Origin of the sequence: Brevundimonas sp. UBA7838 (assembly GCF_002500885.1) — a bacterium.
In the GTDB taxonomy this organism is placed as follows: domain Bacteria; phylum Pseudomonadota; class Alphaproteobacteria; order Caulobacterales; family Caulobacteraceae; genus Brevundimonas; species Brevundimonas vesicularis_C.
In genome coordinates this window covers 533-14,652 of record NZ_DLTK01000115.1, presented here as the reverse complement: position 1 = coordinate 14,652, position 14,120 = coordinate 533, and the positions used below count along the sequence as shown (strand labels likewise).

Annotated in this window: 14 protein-coding genes and 1 pseudogene; 1 reads left to right on the top strand and 14 read right to left on the bottom strand. The window is 64.8% G+C overall.

What is annotated here, in order from left to right; all coding sequences use genetic code 11:
• Positions 1-12 precede the first annotated feature (12 nt).
• The 5 genes and pseudogenes from B3T77_RS11005 to B3T77_RS10985 form a co-directional block, all read right to left on the bottom strand.
• Positions 13-1,386 (bottom strand): recombinase family protein, encoded by a 1,374-nt coding sequence (locus tag B3T77_RS11005; protein ID WP_292079564.1) that lies wholly within the window; start codon positions 1,384-1,386, stop codon positions 13-15.
• A gap of 40 nt (positions 1,387-1,426) precedes the next feature.
• Positions 1,427-1,768 (bottom strand): annotated as a pseudogene (locus tag B3T77_RS11000) (DUF72 domain-containing protein); the annotation flags it as partial.
• The gene (locus B3T77_RS10995) at positions 1,765-2,085 is read right to left on the bottom strand and encodes a type II toxin-antitoxin system RelE/ParE family toxin (protein ID WP_292079562.1); all 321 of its coding nucleotides are present in this window, start codon (positions 2,083-2,085) and stop codon (positions 1,765-1,767) included. The pseudogene B3T77_RS11000 and the gene B3T77_RS10995, both read right to left, overlap by 4 nt.
• A complete protein-coding gene (locus tag B3T77_RS10990; protein ID WP_184279360.1) occupies positions 2,085-2,330 on the bottom strand; it encodes a type II toxin-antitoxin system ParD family antitoxin in 246 nt (81 codons plus the stop codon). The genes B3T77_RS10995 and B3T77_RS10990 overlap by 1 nt, the downstream gene beginning before the upstream one ends.
• Positions 2,331-2,384: 54 nt before the next feature.
• Positions 2,385-3,956: an ATP-binding protein gene (locus B3T77_RS10985; RefSeq protein ID WP_292079558.1), complete on the bottom strand. Its 1,572-nt coding sequence runs from the start codon at positions 3,954-3,956 to the stop codon at positions 2,385-2,387.
• Positions 3,957-4,068: 112 nt separating this feature from the next.
• On the opposite strand from B3T77_RS10985, the gene B3T77_RS10980 reads away from it, so the two are divergent.
• Positions 4,069-4,809: a hypothetical protein gene (locus B3T77_RS10980; RefSeq protein WP_292079556.1), complete on the top strand. Its 741-nt coding sequence runs from the start codon at positions 4,069-4,071 to the stop codon at positions 4,807-4,809.
• Here the strand turns inward: B3T77_RS10980 and B3T77_RS10975 are convergent.
• The 9 genes from B3T77_RS10975 to B3T77_RS10935 form a co-directional block, all read right to left on the bottom strand.
• Positions 4,806-6,167, bottom strand: a complete 1,362-nt coding sequence (locus B3T77_RS10975; protein ID WP_292079554.1) for a glutamate--cysteine ligase — start codon at positions 6,165-6,167, stop codon at positions 4,806-4,808. The genes B3T77_RS10980 and B3T77_RS10975 overlap by 4 nt on opposite strands.
• A gap of 134 nt (positions 6,168-6,301) precedes the next feature.
• Entirely contained in the window at positions 6,302-7,021 is a 720-nt protein-coding gene (locus B3T77_RS10970) for a 16S rRNA (uracil(1498)-N(3))-methyltransferase (RefSeq protein WP_292079551.1), read from the bottom strand.
• Between the two features lie 86 nt (positions 7,022-7,107).
• Complete coding sequence (locus B3T77_RS10965) at positions 7,108-8,271, bottom strand: acyl-CoA dehydrogenase family protein (protein WP_292079565.1); 1,164 nt, start codon at positions 8,269-8,271, stop codon at positions 7,108-7,110.
• Positions 8,272-8,436: 165 nt separating this feature from the next.
• Positions 8,437-10,221: an acyl-CoA dehydrogenase C-terminal domain-containing protein gene (locus tag B3T77_RS10960; protein ID WP_174085315.1), complete on the bottom strand. Its 1,785-nt coding sequence runs from the start codon at positions 10,219-10,221 to the stop codon at positions 8,437-8,439.
• A 3-nt stretch (positions 10,222-10,224) separates the two neighbouring features.
• Positions 10,225-10,707 carry a MerR family transcriptional regulator gene (locus B3T77_RS10955; protein WP_039244783.1) on the bottom strand — a complete coding sequence of 161 codons (483 nt, stop codon included), beginning with the start codon at positions 10,705-10,707 and terminating at the stop codon, positions 10,225-10,227.
• Positions 10,708-10,897: 190 nt separating this feature from the next.
• Entirely contained in the window at positions 10,898-11,314 is a 417-nt protein-coding gene (locus B3T77_RS10950) for a DoxX family protein (protein WP_292079548.1), read from the bottom strand.
• Positions 11,315-11,524: 210 nt separating this feature from the next.
• Positions 11,525-11,743 (bottom strand): helix-turn-helix domain-containing protein, encoded by a 219-nt coding sequence (locus B3T77_RS10945; protein WP_039244779.1) that lies wholly within the window; start codon positions 11,741-11,743, stop codon positions 11,525-11,527.
• Between the two features lie 10 nt (positions 11,744-11,753).
• Complete coding sequence (locus B3T77_RS10940) at positions 11,754-12,281, bottom strand: DUF2975 domain-containing protein (RefSeq protein WP_066626977.1); 528 nt, start codon at positions 12,279-12,281, stop codon at positions 11,754-11,756.
• 123 nt (positions 12,282-12,404) lie between these two features.
• Positions 12,405-13,850: a protein adenylyltransferase SelO family protein gene (locus B3T77_RS10935; protein WP_292079543.1), complete on the bottom strand. Its 1,446-nt coding sequence runs from the start codon at positions 13,848-13,850 to the stop codon at positions 12,405-12,407.
• Positions 13,851-14,120 lie beyond the last annotated feature (270 nt).

The window sequence follows — 14,120 nt, the reverse complement described above, 5'->3', positions numbered from 1 at the left end:
GAGAAACGGGGGTCACGTCAAATCGAGTGTGTTGCGGATTGCTTCGCCACCGCGCGTCTTGGCCCGTCGCTCGATATTCATCCGCAGTTCGGCGGCTTCCTGCTCAAGCACGTTCAGTTCGTCGCGGCGGCTTGCCAATCTCTCGGCCACGCCCGGCACCCTTTCTTCAAGCTGATCCAGAAGCGTTTCCATCCTACGCTTCACGTCGTCGATCTGGGCCAGCTTCACGACAAGAGCGGCGGTGTCGGGCGCAGCCCGATCCTCGTTCATCCGCGCGCGCTGTAGGAAATACATCAGGCGATCTTCGACATCAGTCGCGAGATAGCGGGTCGTGTTGTCGCAGTTATGCTTCCGGCTCTGCTGATAGCATCGGAAGTGGCGAACAGCGGACGAGTTTGCCCGTGACCCAAGGATAAGGGTTCCGCCGCATTGTTCGCAGCGACCAAGGCCAAGCAGGAGATTGGCGAAGGTCTTGCCCCGTCGCCCCTTGCCGCCGCCGCGCTTGTTGCGCCGGGCCAGCATGTCTTGAGCGATGTAGAACGTCGCGTCTTCGATCACGCGGGGATAGTAGTTCTCGATGATGTCGCCATCGGCCTCGCGTCCCATGCGCTGGCCCGGATTGTTTGTTGTGAGCGTCGGCTGATAGTAGCCGCAGACCGAAGGCGACCGCAGGATCGTCAGGACGTAGCCCTGATGCCAGCCGTCAGACCCTTTGACGAAGGGCGGCACCTTCTCGGCGTTGAGCCTCGACGAAATGGCCGTGATCCCGAGGCCCTGATTGCATTCGTCGAAGATGCGGCCGACGATCTTGGCCCGGTCGGCGATCAGCACGAACTTTTTGGACCGCTCGTCGAACTTGGTCCACGCCGGGCCGCGCCTCGACAGAACCTCGCCGGTCTCCCGCGCCCGCCGTTTCTTGTCCGCCCATGCAGCCCGCAATTTCTCGGCACGGGCTTTGTTCTCGTTGTGCGCCCGGCTCATGACGATGACCGCGCGCATGATGTCCATGGCGTCGGACCCGGCGTGATACTCGTGACCATCCACGAGGGTCACGACCTTGATCCCGGCCAGCGTGATCGACGTGAGCAGGTTGACCGCCACCATTTCCGTCTCACGGGAGAGACGGTCGAAGCTTTCAATCAGGAAGTAGGAGCCGGTCGGGATGTCGCCTTGCTCGATCCGCTTGAGGAAACTGGCCAGCGCGCCGCGCACCCGGTGTTCGCCCTTATAGGCAGAGACCCCAAGGTCGCGGGTGGTGGTGTCGAGTTCAACATCGGGCCGGGCCGCAGCCCAATTTTTAGCCGCCTGTAGCTGACGCCGGAGCGAGTCGCCCTCGCGCTGGGCCGCGCTCGAAAAGCGCATGTAGGAGTAGGCTTTGACCGGCATATCGAACCAATAGCAGAGGCTGTTTAATAGTCTCCCAAAGTATGAACTGCCAGTTGATCGGGCCTAACTTTTCGCCCAGTTCGGTCAGGCCCTGGCTCAGGAACTTGTCGAAGCTCTCGGCGCCTTCGGACAGCACCTTGCGATTGGTGCAATACCGGCTGGCCTTGACCGAAAAGACGAAGCCATCCGGCGTCTCGTCGCGCCATTTCTTCCAGCTGTCGGGCTTGAAGGTCGAATAATAGGTGCCGTTGATCTCGATCGAGGTCAGTTTCGACGCCGCATATTCCAGCTCGCGCTTCTGAACCAAGCCTTCAGGATAGAAGACCCCGCGCCAAGGCTCATAAGTCCAGCCGCCGATGCCGACATGGATGGAATGGGTCATGGTTCGCTCCGTTCGTCGCTCGATCCGACGCCTGGCGCGTCGGACTGCCAGTCCTCAAGCGCGTGCCGAATGCGTCGAACGAACACGTCCGCATCGTCGATTCGATAGAGAATGGCGTGGCTTTTGTAGAAGATCACATGGGCGTCCGCGCTCAACTCCGGTCGAGCCGCCCCAAGACGTGGAAAATCGGCAAGCAAGTCCAGTTTCGCGAACAGACCCTCGATATAGTCATCGGCCTGACGGCTCTCGAACAGTTCGAGGCCTTGCAGATAGACCTGCTGCAAGTCCGCCCGCGCCGCGCCGCTTAGCCGGAGCATCAGGAGGCGCGACGCAACTGGGCGCGCAGTTCCTCGATCACTTCACGTGGCGACTGGTCGGAAACACCGGAGGCGTCGGCCTCGGCGATCAGCCTTTGCCAATGGGCGATCTTCTCGGCCTTGATCTGCTCGCGGCGGATCAGGTCGCGCACCACGTCCGACGTGTTGGCGTAGCGCCCGGATTTCGCCTGTTCCTCGACCCAGGCCTTCATCGGATCGGGCAGGGAGATGTTCATCGTCGCCATGGTCGGCCTCCTCTCAAGGAGAATGGGCGCATGGCAAACTTTGTCAACATCGGATCAGGGCGCAGTCGCCGCCTGGATGCCGGCCAGCAGGCTGGCGGCGGTGATGGGTTTGGGGACGTGCAGGTCGGCGCCGGCGTCGCGCGCCTGGTCGCGGTGCTCGCTCATGGCGTTGGCGCTCAGCATGATGATCGGCGTACGAGCCCGGTCGGGACGGGCGGCCTCGACCTGACGAATGGCGCGGGTGGCGGTCAGGCCGTCCATGCCCGGCATCTGCATGTCCATCAGGATCAAGTCGAAGGTCTCGGACTGGAAGGCGGCCAGGGCCTGTTCGCCATCTGCGACGGTGACGACCTGCATGGCGTGGGCCGCCAGGATCAATTGCACGACGCGCTGATTGACCGGGTGATCCTCGGCCAGCAGCACGCGCAGGGGCGCCAGGGGGCGGTCGGCCTCGGCCGCACGCGCGCGTCGTTGGGCATCGTGTTCGGTCAGGGAGGCGGCGCGCGTCAGGGGGATCTCGACGGTAAACCGGCTGCCGACGCCCGGGGTGGAGGCGGCGGAAATCCGCCCGCCCATCAACTCGACCAGCGAACGACAGATCGACAGGCCCAGGCCCGTGCCGCCGAACCGGCGCGTGATGGTGCTGTCCGCCTGGCTGAACCGATCGAACAGACGGGCCGCGTGGTCGGAAGAGAAGCCGACGCCCGTATCCTCGACCCGCAGCGTCAGCTGGGTCAGGCCGTCGGAATCCTCGTCCACCGCAAGGGCGACGCCGACCGAGCCCTGATGGGTGAATTTGATGGCGTTGGACAGCAGATTGTCGAGCACCTGACGGATGCGGGTGCTGTCGCCGACGAACATTCCGCGCGCATTGGCGTCGCGGCGGATGTCGAAGGTCAGTCCCTTGGCCTCGGCCTTCAACCGCATGACGTCCAGCGGGGCGGCGATGGCCTCGTCCAGATCGAAGGGTCGGCTTTCCAGGTCCAGATGCCCGGCCTCGATCTTGGACACATCCAGAATGTCGGACACTAGCCGTTCCAGCGTTACGCCGGAGCTTGCGATCAGGGTCACCATCTCAGCCTGCTCGGGCGTCAACTCGGTGCGCGACAGGGCGTCGACGATCCCGATCACGCCGTTCAAGGGCGTGCGGATCTCGTGGCTCATATTGGCCAGGAACTCGGACTTCGCGGCATTGGCGGCCTCGGCGGCGGCGGTCGCTTCGCGCAGGGCCTGCTCTGCCGCGACCTTCTCGGTCACGTCGCGGGCGATGCCATAGATGCGGTCGCCCTGACGATGGGCGCGCCATTCGACGGTGACGTAATGACCAGCCTTGTGGCGATAGCGGTTGACCTGACCCAGGACTGGATCGCCCGGCCGCCGGTTTTCGACCTCGACGATGCTCTGGCGGGTGGCGGCATGGTCGTCCGGGTGGATCAGGCACAACAGGCCTTGGCCCTCGATCTCGTCGGGGCGATAGCCCAGCATCGTGAACCAAGAGGCGCTGGCCTTGACCACGCGCCCATCCAGCTCGCGCACCACCAGCAGATCCAGCGACACATCGAAGAAGGTGTCCAGATCCACATCGGCTGTGGGGAAGGCTAGGGCCGCAACGGGCGAACAGGTCATTGCGCACTCTCTCGGAATGAGACCCATGTTACGGCGCATCGGTTAAGCTCGCCTTTGCAAAGGATCGAAAAGAGCCGATGGCGTCGTGCGCCGTGTCGGTTAGGAACAACTCATGATCTTGCTTCTCGCCGCGATCGCCATGCTCCAATCCCCGCTATCAGGGGACGGAATCGAACCCCTGACCCTGGCCGAGGATCGAGCCTGCACGGACGAAGGGGCTCAGTGCGTCGGTCTGACGCAGCAGACGCGTGACGGCGAGCCGGTCCTCACCCCGGTCGTTCGTGCGCCAGACGCCCTGCCGGCCGCGCCGCAAGAGGCGTCGGGCGAGGTGGAAAATTACAAGCCCTGGGCTGGCCTGATCCGGCTTGCGGACGGCGGGTTTCTGGCCGGGGTCGAGATGGAGAGCCGCAGCATGTATTCCGGCGGCGGCGGGCAGGCGACGGAGTTGCGGCTCTATCGGCTGGATGCGGACGGCGAGGCCGGCGCCGCGCCGGTGCTGACCGTGCCGATCCAAGGTTCGCTGATGATCCGCGCCTGTTTCAGCGAGGAGGACATGACCCAGCGCGCCGGCGCCTGTCACGACGAATACAGTTTCGCTGCGACCCTGACCGCGAGCGACGCGGCGGAGGATGCAATGCCGGTCCTGACCTATGAGACGACCGCGACGGCCTATCCGCGCGGCGCCTCGCGATCCGAGGATTCGCTGGAGAAGCCGCCGCTGAAGCCCGCCGACCTGGTCGCCGCTCGCGATCCGAAATGCAGCGTCATTCGCCGGTTCACCTTTGACGCCAAGGCCGGCGAATACCGGCCGGACAGCCCGCTGCCCGACTGCTCGGACTACACCACGCCCTAGTAGGCGAAGTCGGCGTAGATGCGCTTCACGTCGCCCTGCCAGGCGCCGTGATACAGGTCCAACAGGCGCTCAGCCGGCGTGATCCCGCTGTCGGCGATGTCTTCCAGTTCCGACAGATAGCCGCGCTCGTCCACCATGCCGCCCGAGAATTTGGCGCGGTTCTTCAGCCCCTGTTTGGCGATGTTCACCAGGTCGACGGCGATGTCGCGCACCGATCGGCCCGCCACCTCGGCCTTCAGACCCAGGCGCGTCACGTCGCGGCGCAGGCGTTCGTGGTCGGCGATGTCCCAGTCCTTGACCAGGTCCCAGGCGGCGGCCAGCGACGGCGCGTCGTACAGAACCCCGGCCCACAGGGCGGGCAGGGCGCAGATCCGGCTCCACGGCCCGCCGTCGGCGCCGCGCATTTCCAGATAGGCCTTCAGTCGCACCTCGGGGAAAAGGGTGGTCAGGTGGTCGTTCCAGTCCTTCAGGGTCGGATACTGGCCGGGCAGGGCGGGCAGTTTGCCGGCCTGGAAATCGCGGAACGACTGGCCCGAGGCGTCGACATAATGGCCGTCGCGCTTGGCGAAATACATCGGCGTGTCCAACGCATAGTCGGCGTACCGCTCGAAGCCGAACCCCTCCTCGAACACGAAGCCCAGCATGCCGGTGCGGTCGGCGTCGGTGTCGGTCCAGACGTTGGCGCGGGCCGACAGGAACCCGTTAGGCCGTCCCTCGGTGAAGGGTGAGCAGGCGAACAGGGCGGTGGCGATGGGTTGCAGCGCCAAGGAGGTGCGGAACTTCATCACCATGTCGGCTTCGGAATCGAAGTCTAGGTTCGCCTGGATGGTGCAGGTGCGCAGCATCATGTCCAGGCCCAGGGTGCCGACCTTGGGCATATAGGCGCGCATGATGTCGTAGCGGCCCTTGGGCATGACCGGCACCTGTTCGCGCGTCCACAGCGGGTCGAAGCCGGCGCCCAGGAAGCCGACGCCGATCTGGTCGGCGACCTGCTTGACCTCCATCAGGTGCTGGCCGGTCTCGTTGCAGATGTCGTGGATGGTCAGAAGCGGCGCGCCCGACAGTTCGAACTGACCGCCCGGCTCCAGGCTGACGGAGGCGACGAAGCCTTCGCTGTTCCTGCGCTCCAGTCCGATCAGAAAGCCGTTTTCCTCGACGGGCGACCAGCCGAAGCGTTGCAGCCCCTCCAGCATGGCCTTGATGCCGTTCGGGCCGTCATAGGCGGGGCGGGCCAGGGTGGTCTTGTCGAAGCCGAACTTCTCGTGCTCGGCGCCGATGCGCCACTGGTCCTTGGGCTTGATCCCCCTGGACATGGCCTCAATGAGGTCGGTCCGGGTCAGCGGCGCGTTGTCGGTCATGCGTCAGTCCCCTGCGGGCGCATCGTAAGCGACCGTGTGTCGCGGCTAGATGGGCAAGATTGGGGCAAGGCTCAAGAGGGCTTTCGTCTTTCCCTGACGGTCGGTCTGCGTCGGCTCGCTGCCTGAGGGGGGACTTATCGTTCCCAATCACCGACGGCCGCCTGCCACAGGGTCATGGCGGCGATGGCGGCGGTGTCGGCGCGCAGGATGCGCGGGCCCAGCGACACGGCGGTGGTGAAGGGCAGGGACCGCAGCCGCTCGCCCTCTTCCGGCGAGAATCCGCCCTCCGGCCCGATCAGGATGGACCAGGGGCCTTCGCCGGCGTCACGCAGGGACGAGACGGCGGGCGCGCCGCCCGTCTCGTCGCAGAACATCAGCCGGCGTCCGGTTTCCCAGCCGTCCAGCAGGGCGTCCAGCTTGATCGGATCATCGACGGCGGGCACGTCCATCCGCCCGGTCTGTTCGGCGGCTTCCTCGGCGATGGCGTCCAGCCGGTCCAGGCGGATACGGTCGGCGTTGGTGCGTTTTGTCAGCACCAGCCGCACCCGGCGCGCGCCCAGTTCGGCGGCCTTCTCCACGATGGTCTCGACCCGCGCCTTCTTCACCACCGCAACGATCAGTTCCAGATCGGGACCGAAGGTCTGGGGTCGCACCTGTTCCTCGGCGCGCAGGATCACGCCCTTCTTCAGGACTTCCGCGACCGTACAGCGCCACTCCCCGTCGCGCCCGTTGAACACCAGCAGATCATCCCCTGCCTTCAGCCGCATGACCTGCGTCAGATAACGGGACTGGTCGAGCGTGGGCGCAACGGGAGCGGCGGCGGCGAGCGGCGATGTGACGTAAAGGCGGATCATGCCCCTACATGACCTGACACAAACCGCTTGTCATCCCGGCCGCAGCGAAGTGAAAGGCCTGGATCACAAGGGACGGATCGATATCCTTACAGCGTCCGCGAAATCAGCAGCTTCATGATCTCGTTCGTGCCGCCGTAGATGCGCTGGACGCGGGCGTCCTTGTACAGTTGGGCGATCGGATATTCGTTCATATAGCCGTAGCCGCCGTGGAGCTGGAGCATCTCGTCGATGGTCTCGCCCTGGATGTCCGTGACCCAATATTTGGCCATGGAGGCGGTGGCGGCGTCGAGCTTGCCCTGCAGATGCAGGCCGATGCAGTGGTCGGTGAAGACCTTGGCGACGGTCAGCTTGGTCTTGACCTCGGCGAGCTTGAACTGGGTGTTCTGGAAGTCGATGACCCGCTTGCCGAACGCCTTGCGCTCCTTGACGTAGGCCAGCGTCGCCTCAAGCCCACGCTCGGCGGCGGCGACGCCCTGGACGGCGATGTTCAGGCGCTCCTGGGGCAGTTGCTGCATCAGCTGGACGAAGCCCTGGCCCTCGGTCCCGCCGATAATGTTGTCGCCGGGGACCTTCACGTCGTTGAAGAACAGTTCGGAGGTGTCGTTGGCCTCCATGCCGATCTTGTGCAGGTTGCGACCGCGTTCGAACCCTTCCGCGCCATCGGTCTCGACCACGATCAGCGAGGTGCCCTTGGCGCCCTCGGCCGGATCGGTCTTGGCGACCACGATCAGGAAGTTGGCCAGCTGGCCGTTGGTGATGAAGGTCTTGGAGCCGTTGACGACATAGCCGTTGCCCGACTTGACCGCCGTGGTCTTGACGCCTTGCAGGTCCGAGCCGGCGCCCGGTTCGGTCATGGCGATGGCGCCGACCAGTTCGCCCGATTGCAGGCGCGGCAGCCAGCGCTGCTTCTGCTCCTCGGTGCCGTAATGCCAGATGTAGGGCATGACGATCGCATTGTGCAGCGAAATGCCGAAGTGGTCCGCGCCCTTCCAGCCCAGTTGACGCATCAAGACGACCTCGTGCCGATAGTCGCCGCCGAAACCCCCATCCTCTTCCGGCAGCGACAGACCCAGCAGGCCCGCCTCGCCCGCGTCGTTCCAGAGCTGACGCGGCGCAGACGAGTCGGCGATCCATTGCTGGACCTTCTCAAGCGGCGCGTGCTCGTCGATCCATTTGCCGACGCTGTCGGAGAAGAGGGTGATCTCTTCTTCACGCATGAAATCGGGATCGGGGCTGCCCAGCACGTTCATCATCATGTCTCCTCCCCACTCCGTGGGGAGGGGGACCGCGAAGCGGTGGAGGGGCTCTGTCCACCGCTGGGTTTCAGGAATGAGCGACGGACAGAGCCCCTCCGTCACGGCGCCGAAGAGGCGCCGCGCCACCTCCCCGCAGAGCGGGGAGGAGACGGTTTAGCCTCAGAACGCCTCGGCCGGCATGGCCATCAGCACGTCGGCGCCGGTCTTCATCTTCTTCAGATGGGCTTCCGCGTCGGGCAGGATGCGCTCGACGAAGTAGCGGCCGGTCTGAAGCTTGGTGGCGTAGTAGGGGTCGGTCGAACCGGCCTCGACCTGCGCTTGAGCGACCTTGGCCATCTGCGCCCACATATAGGCCAGCGCCGTCAGGCCGAAGACGTTCAGATAGTCGGTCGAGGCGGCGCCGGCATTGTCGGGGTTGGCCATGCCGTTCTGCATCAGCCACATGGTGCCGTCCTGCAGCTTGGCCTTGGCGTCGGCCAGGCCGTCGACGAAGGGCTTGATCGCTTCATTGCCACTGTTTTCGGCGACAAAGGCGTCGATCTCGCCGAACCAGGTCATGATCGCGCGGCCGCCGTTGGCGGGCAGCTTGCGGCCGACCAGGTCCAGCGCCTGGATGCCGTTGGTGCCCTCGTAGATCATGGTGATGCGGGCGTCGCGCAGATACTGCGAGGCGGTAAAGTGTTCGGTGTAGCCCGAACCGCCATGCACCTGCATGCCCAGAGACGCGACGTGGAAGCCCTTGTCGGTCAGATAGGCTTTCAGCACCGGCGTCAGCAGGCCCATGTAATCCTTGGCCTTCTGGGCGACGGCGGCGTCCTCGGACTTCTCAAGGTCGGCGTGAAGCGCGGTCCACAGGATGAAGGCCTGGCCGCCTTCGACGAAGGCCTTGGACTCCAGCAGCATGCGGCGCACGTCGGGGTGGACCATGATGCTGTCGGCGGGGCCGTCCGGGTTCTTCGGTCCGGTCAGCGAACGGCCTTGCAGGCGGTCCTTGGCGAACTCGACGGCGGCCTGATAGGCGGCGGTGCCGATGGCCAGGCCCTGCAGGCCGGTGCCGAGGCGGGCTTCGTTCATCACGACGAACATATTGTTCATGCCGCGGCCTTCTTCGCCGATCAGCCAGCCCTTGGCGCCGTCGTACTGCATGACGGCGGTGGCGTTGCCGTGGATGCCCATCTTGTGCTCGAGCCCGGCGCATTCCAGGCTGTTGCGCTCGCCCAGCGAACCGTCCTCATTGACCAGGAACTTGGGCACGACGAACAGCGACAGGCCCTTGATGCCCGGAACCGCGCCCTCGACGCGGGCCAGCACCGTGTGGATGATGTTGTCGGCGAAATCGTGCTCGCCCGCCGAGATCCAGATCTTCTGGCCGGTGATCGAATAGGAGCCGTCGCCGTTCGGTACGGCCTTGGTGCGCACCATGCCCAGGTCCGTGCCGCACTGCGGCTCGGTCAGGTTCATCGTGCCCGACCATTCGCCGGTCGCCATCTTGGGCAGGTATTTCTGCTTCAGCTCTTCGGACGCATTGGCGTGAATCCCGGCATAGGCGCCGGCCGTCAGTCCCGGATACATCGAAAAGGCGGCCGAGGCGCCGGCCGTCATCTGACCGAAAGCCGAGGCCACCACGCTGGGCATGCCCTGACCGCCGTACGCCGGGTCCGCGGCCAGCGCCATCCAGCCGGCTTCGGACATGGCCTTGTAGGCTTCCTTCCAGCCCTTGGGTCCCGTCACCACGCCGCCTTCGGCCCAGTGGCAGCCCTCCTTGTCGCCCGGATTGTTGATCGGGGCGATGACCTCGTCGGCGAACTTGGCGCCTTCTTCCAGGATCTGGCTGACCAAATCCGAAGAGACGTCCTGGAAGCCCGGCTGGTTGGTGTAGCGGTCGATCTCCAGCACTTCATTCAGGATGAAGGTGAAGTCGCGGACAGGCGCCTTGTAGGCCATGGATTACGCTCTTGCTTTGAAGGGGTGGTGGTGGTCGTGGTTGAGACGCGCGCGCAGCAGCTTCTCATAATCTTCGGCGCCCGGCAGCAGGTCGGGGCGGTGTTCGGATAGCTTGGACTCCATCCAGGCGCAGGCCTGTTCGGCCGTCTCGATGGCGCCTTCGATATCTTCCAGCTGCTGTTTCAGCGCCGCGATCTGGGCGCGGTGCCGCACCAGGGCCACGGCCATCTGGTGGACGTTGTGATCCTTCTGATCATAGAGATCCATCATGTCCTGGATCTCCTGAAGGGTGAAGCCGATGCGGCGGCCCCTCAGGATCAGTTTCAGCCGGGCGCGGTCGCGCGCGTCATAGACGCGGGTCTGGCCCTTGCGCGCGGGCGTCAGCAGGCCCTTGTCTTCATAGAATCGAAGGGCGCGCGCCGTGGCGCCGAACTCGCGGCACAGCTGGCGAATGGAATAGGTGCGGTGGTCGTCGGCGGTGGCCATACGCCTTCATAACTTGACGTGCGCGTAAAGGGAAGAGGCTTACGCGCACGTAAGGGTAAGCTTTTCTCCCTTACTGGCGATCAGGCATGAAAAAGCCCGGAGCCTTGGGGGAGGCTCCGGGCGCAAACGCCGGACTGCAGGGGGGGAGAGGGGTCCGGCGTTCGATCTCTTTCAATCAGGCCTGCAGCAATCAGGCTCTGCGGCGGCCCAGCAGCACCGGGACGGTGATGGCCAGCAGGACGGCGTTGACCGCCGCCAGGCCGAAGTCCTGGCTCAGCGCATGGATCGTCATCATGGTCGCTTCCATGACGATCAGGCCGACCGCCGCCGTCAGCAACAGGGGGCGACCCACTCGCCACGAGATCAGCGGGCTCAGCACGCCCATGGCCAGAACGATCTCGACCACGCCCAGGCCGCGCACCATGTTCTCGGGCGCGATGGCGGGCCAGCCCATCAGATTGATCAGGTTGGTCATCGGCTCGGTCAGCTTGGCGTAGCCGGCGGCGATGAAGAACATCGCGATCCAGCCCTGCAGCGTCCAAAGGGCGATGTTGGCGTAGGCGGCGCGGTTGCGCGACGGCGCGGTGGTGAAGGTCGAGGTGGTCATCGGGGAGGACGCCTGAAGGTCATGAACGGCTGCGATCCGGCCTGGGGGCGTTCCCCGGGAAGCCGTTCGCTGAAGCCTATATAGCGGCGCTTCCGACGTTTGTCATCATACGATGACATCAACTGATGACATCAGTTGATGACTTTCTGTTACGAGCCGGGGGCATTGGGCCGATTCCCAATGCCCCACAAGGATCTGCAACGCGCGATTTCAGTCTTCGGGCTGCGGCCCGGGCGTCTGGACGATCAGGTCGCCAGGCTGGCAGTCCAGTTCGCGGCACAGGGCGTCCAGGGTGGAGAAGCGCACCGCGCGGGCCTTGCCGGTCTTCAGGATCGACAGATTGGCCAAGGTGACGCCGACGCGGTCGGACAGTTCGGTCAGGGACATGCGGCGTTCGAGCAGCAGCCGGTCCAGTTGGATCATGATCATGGCGCGCTCCTCAGACCGTGGTCAGTTGTTCGTCGCGCATGGCCGACCCCTGCCGGAACACCTCGGCCAGGATGAAGACCACCAGAATGCCCAACCAGGACCCCAGGTCGAAGTCATAGTCGGACGGCGATTGGCCTATACTCTGCGGGGCGACGAAGACCAGCAGCAGCGCCGTCAGCTGAATGCCGATCAGGCCCAGACCCACGCCTTGCAGTCGTTTGACGTTGGCGAACTCGAAGGCGTCGCCCTGATTGACCGACAGCAGGATGCGTCGCAACCGGTTGATGATCCACCAGGTGAAGCCGCAGGCCATCGCCGCGCCGAGGAAGGTCAGGCGACCTGTCCATTGCAGGGTGTTGTTCGGATCAGCGTGTGCGCCCTTTAGTCCGTCGATCAGGCCCGCACCGAAGCTGGGCACGATCAGGGTGAACAGGAAGACGAGGATGGTGGCGACAGCGCCGATCATCACGAACACATTGACGAAGCCCAGCAGCCAGCGCAGGGCGCTGGCGACGGAATATTTGCCGATCATCTTCATCTCGAAAGCCCTTCCATTAGGGTCGCCCTCCGCGACCGCATTGGTGACTATCGATATGGATTTATCGATAAACGGGCAAGAACATTATCGATAAACGAGATGAAGCTTTCGTAAGGTTCGGCGTCAGGCCGTGAAGCCCCAGGCCAGGCGCGCCGCCTCCAGCCGATCCAGCTTGGCCTGGAAGGGCGCCCAGTCGTCGGCGTCGGCGACGGCGGCCCAGATCGCCTCGACCTCGTCGATCAGCATCTCCTCCGGTTCGCGCGCGGCGAACATCGGATGCTCCAGCCGTTCGATCCGGTCCGGTTCGTGTTCCATCAACGCGAAGCGGAAGGCGTCGAAGGCCTCGCCCTGATACAGTTTCGCGCGTGGTCCCGACAAGGCGCGGGCCGAGGAGGCGAAGCCGCCGAACCAGTCAAAGAACAGCGGCTCCCACCGCAGCGCCGCGCCGCCTTCTCTCAGCAGGGCCAGGGTCGTATCGACCAGCCGCTGATCCGCCGCCTCGCCCAGACTGTGGACGCCCAGCCGCATCAAAAAGGCGGCGCGCAGCTCGCGGATATAGGCGGGACCGAAGCCGTTCAGCGCATCCGTCAAAGGCTCGACCTCGGCGACCAGTTTCAGACAGCCGGCCAGTTGCGTCAGGTTCCAGAACACCGCCTCGGGCTGACGCGCGAAGGCGTAAAGGCCTGTCTGGTCGAAATAGGCGGCGGTGAAGGCCGGATCGTATTCAGGCAGGAACCGCCAGGGGCCATAGTCGAAGCTCTCGCCCGTGACGTTCAGATTGTCGGTGTTCAGAACCCCGTGCACGAACCCCGCCGCGATCCACCGCGCCGTCAGTTTCGCCGAGGCCTCGACGACCGCCTGCAGCAGGCCGGGCGCATCGCCGGCGGCGACGTCCGGATGATATAGGCTGCGCACATGTTCGATCAGCGCCTCGATCTCGTCCTTGCGCCCCAGATAGGCCGCGCGCTGGAAGGTCCCGAACCGCACATGGCTGTGCGACAGCCGCACCAGAACGGCGGACCGCGTCGGCGATGGCTCGTCTCCGCGCTCCAACGCTTCGCCGGTCTCGATCAGCGAAAAGGCGCGGCTGGTCGGGACGCCCTGCGCCTCCAGCATCGTCGCCGCCAGAACCTCGCGCACCCCGCCCTTCAGCGTCAGCCGCCCATCGCCCCCACGCGACCAGGGCGTCTGGCCAGAGCCCTTCGTTCCCAGGTCGAGAAGTCGACCTGGCGCGCTATCATTCGCGACGCGGTCGCTCATTGCTTGAGCGCGCATCTGCGCCGTCAGAAAGCCGCGCCCGTCGCCCAGATCGGGATTGTAGTGCCGGAACTGATGCCCGTGATAGCGCATGGCGATCGGGCCGGGCTGGCCCGGCAGGGGTTCGAACCGCCCGAACGCCGCGATCCATTCCGCTTCGCTCAACCCCTCCAGCCCGACCTCGGCCGCCGCGCGGTCGTTGCGAAACCGCAAGATCGTCTGAGGAAAATCTGCGGCCTGAACCGCATCGGCATAGTCCGCGCCCAAATCGAAGAAGCGTGGTTCGGGGCGATAGTCAGGAGAGACGGGCATGGCAGGTTAGGTGCGTGTCCGGCGAGGGGAGCGCAACCGCGCGCGCGTCTTTCTTTCGTGATCCTCCAGTTTCGCTCCGCTCGACGCACGATCGCCAAGAGGCCGGCCATCCTATTCACCTGAGGTCAGTCCAATGTTTTCAATCTTCTATCGCCCACCGGCGTCATCTTCCTGCCAACGCTTCTAAGCCGTGCGATCCTGTCTCGGTTCGTCCGCACGAAACACATCGCATAGTCGGGGAGAGAGAAATCAGACGAATTAGACGAATTA

Bases quoted from the DNA above. Each gene is read 5' to 3' on its own strand.
- B3T77_RS10965 (WP_292079565.1), bottom strand. From the start codon at position 8,271: ATGAACGTGCTGGGCAGCCCCGATCCCGATTTCATGCGTGAAGAAGAG.
- B3T77_RS10985 (WP_292079558.1), bottom strand. From the start codon at position 3,956: ATGACCTGTTCGCCCGTTGCGGCCCTAGCCTTCCCCACAGCCGATGTG.
- B3T77_RS10960 (WP_174085315.1), bottom strand. From the start codon at position 10,221: ATGGCCTACAAGGCGCCTGTCCGCGACTTCACCTTCATCCTGAATGAA.
- B3T77_RS10970 (WP_292079551.1), bottom strand. From the start codon at position 7,021: ATGATCCGCCTTTACGTCACATCGCCGCTCGCCGCCGCCGCTCCCGTT.
- B3T77_RS10945 (WP_039244779.1), bottom strand. From the start codon at position 11,743: ATGATCATGATCCAACTGGACCGGCTGCTGCTCGAACGCCGCATGTCC.
- B3T77_RS10940 (WP_066626977.1), bottom strand. From the start codon at position 12,281: ATGAAGATGATCGGCAAATATTCCGTCGCCAGCGCCCTGCGCTGGCTG.
- B3T77_RS11005 (WP_292079564.1), bottom strand. From the start codon at position 1,386: ATGCCGGTCAAAGCCTACTCCTACATGCGCTTTTCGAGCGCGGCCCAG.
- B3T77_RS10950 (WP_292079548.1), bottom strand. From the start codon at position 11,314: ATGACCACCTCGACCTTCACCACCGCGCCGTCGCGCAACCGCGCCGCC.
- B3T77_RS10980 (WP_292079556.1), top strand. From the start codon at position 4,069: ATGATCTTGCTTCTCGCCGCGATCGCCATGCTCCAATCCCCGCTATCA.
- B3T77_RS10975 (WP_292079554.1), bottom strand. From the start codon at position 6,167: ATGACCGACAACGCGCCGCTGACCCGGACCGACCTCATTGAGGCCATG.
- B3T77_RS10995 (WP_292079562.1), bottom strand. From the start codon at position 2,085: ATGCTCCGGCTAAGCGGCGCGGCGCGGGCGGACTTGCAGCAGGTCTAT.
- B3T77_RS10990 (WP_184279360.1), bottom strand. From the start codon at position 2,330: ATGGCGACGATGAACATCTCCCTGCCCGATCCGATGAAGGCCTGGGTC.
- B3T77_RS10935 (WP_292079543.1), bottom strand. From the start codon at position 13,850: ATGCCCGTCTCTCCTGACTATCGCCCCGAACCACGCTTCTTCGATTTG.
- B3T77_RS10955 (WP_039244783.1), bottom strand. From the start codon at position 10,707: ATGGCCACCGCCGACGACCACCGCACCTATTCCATTCGCCAGCTGTGC.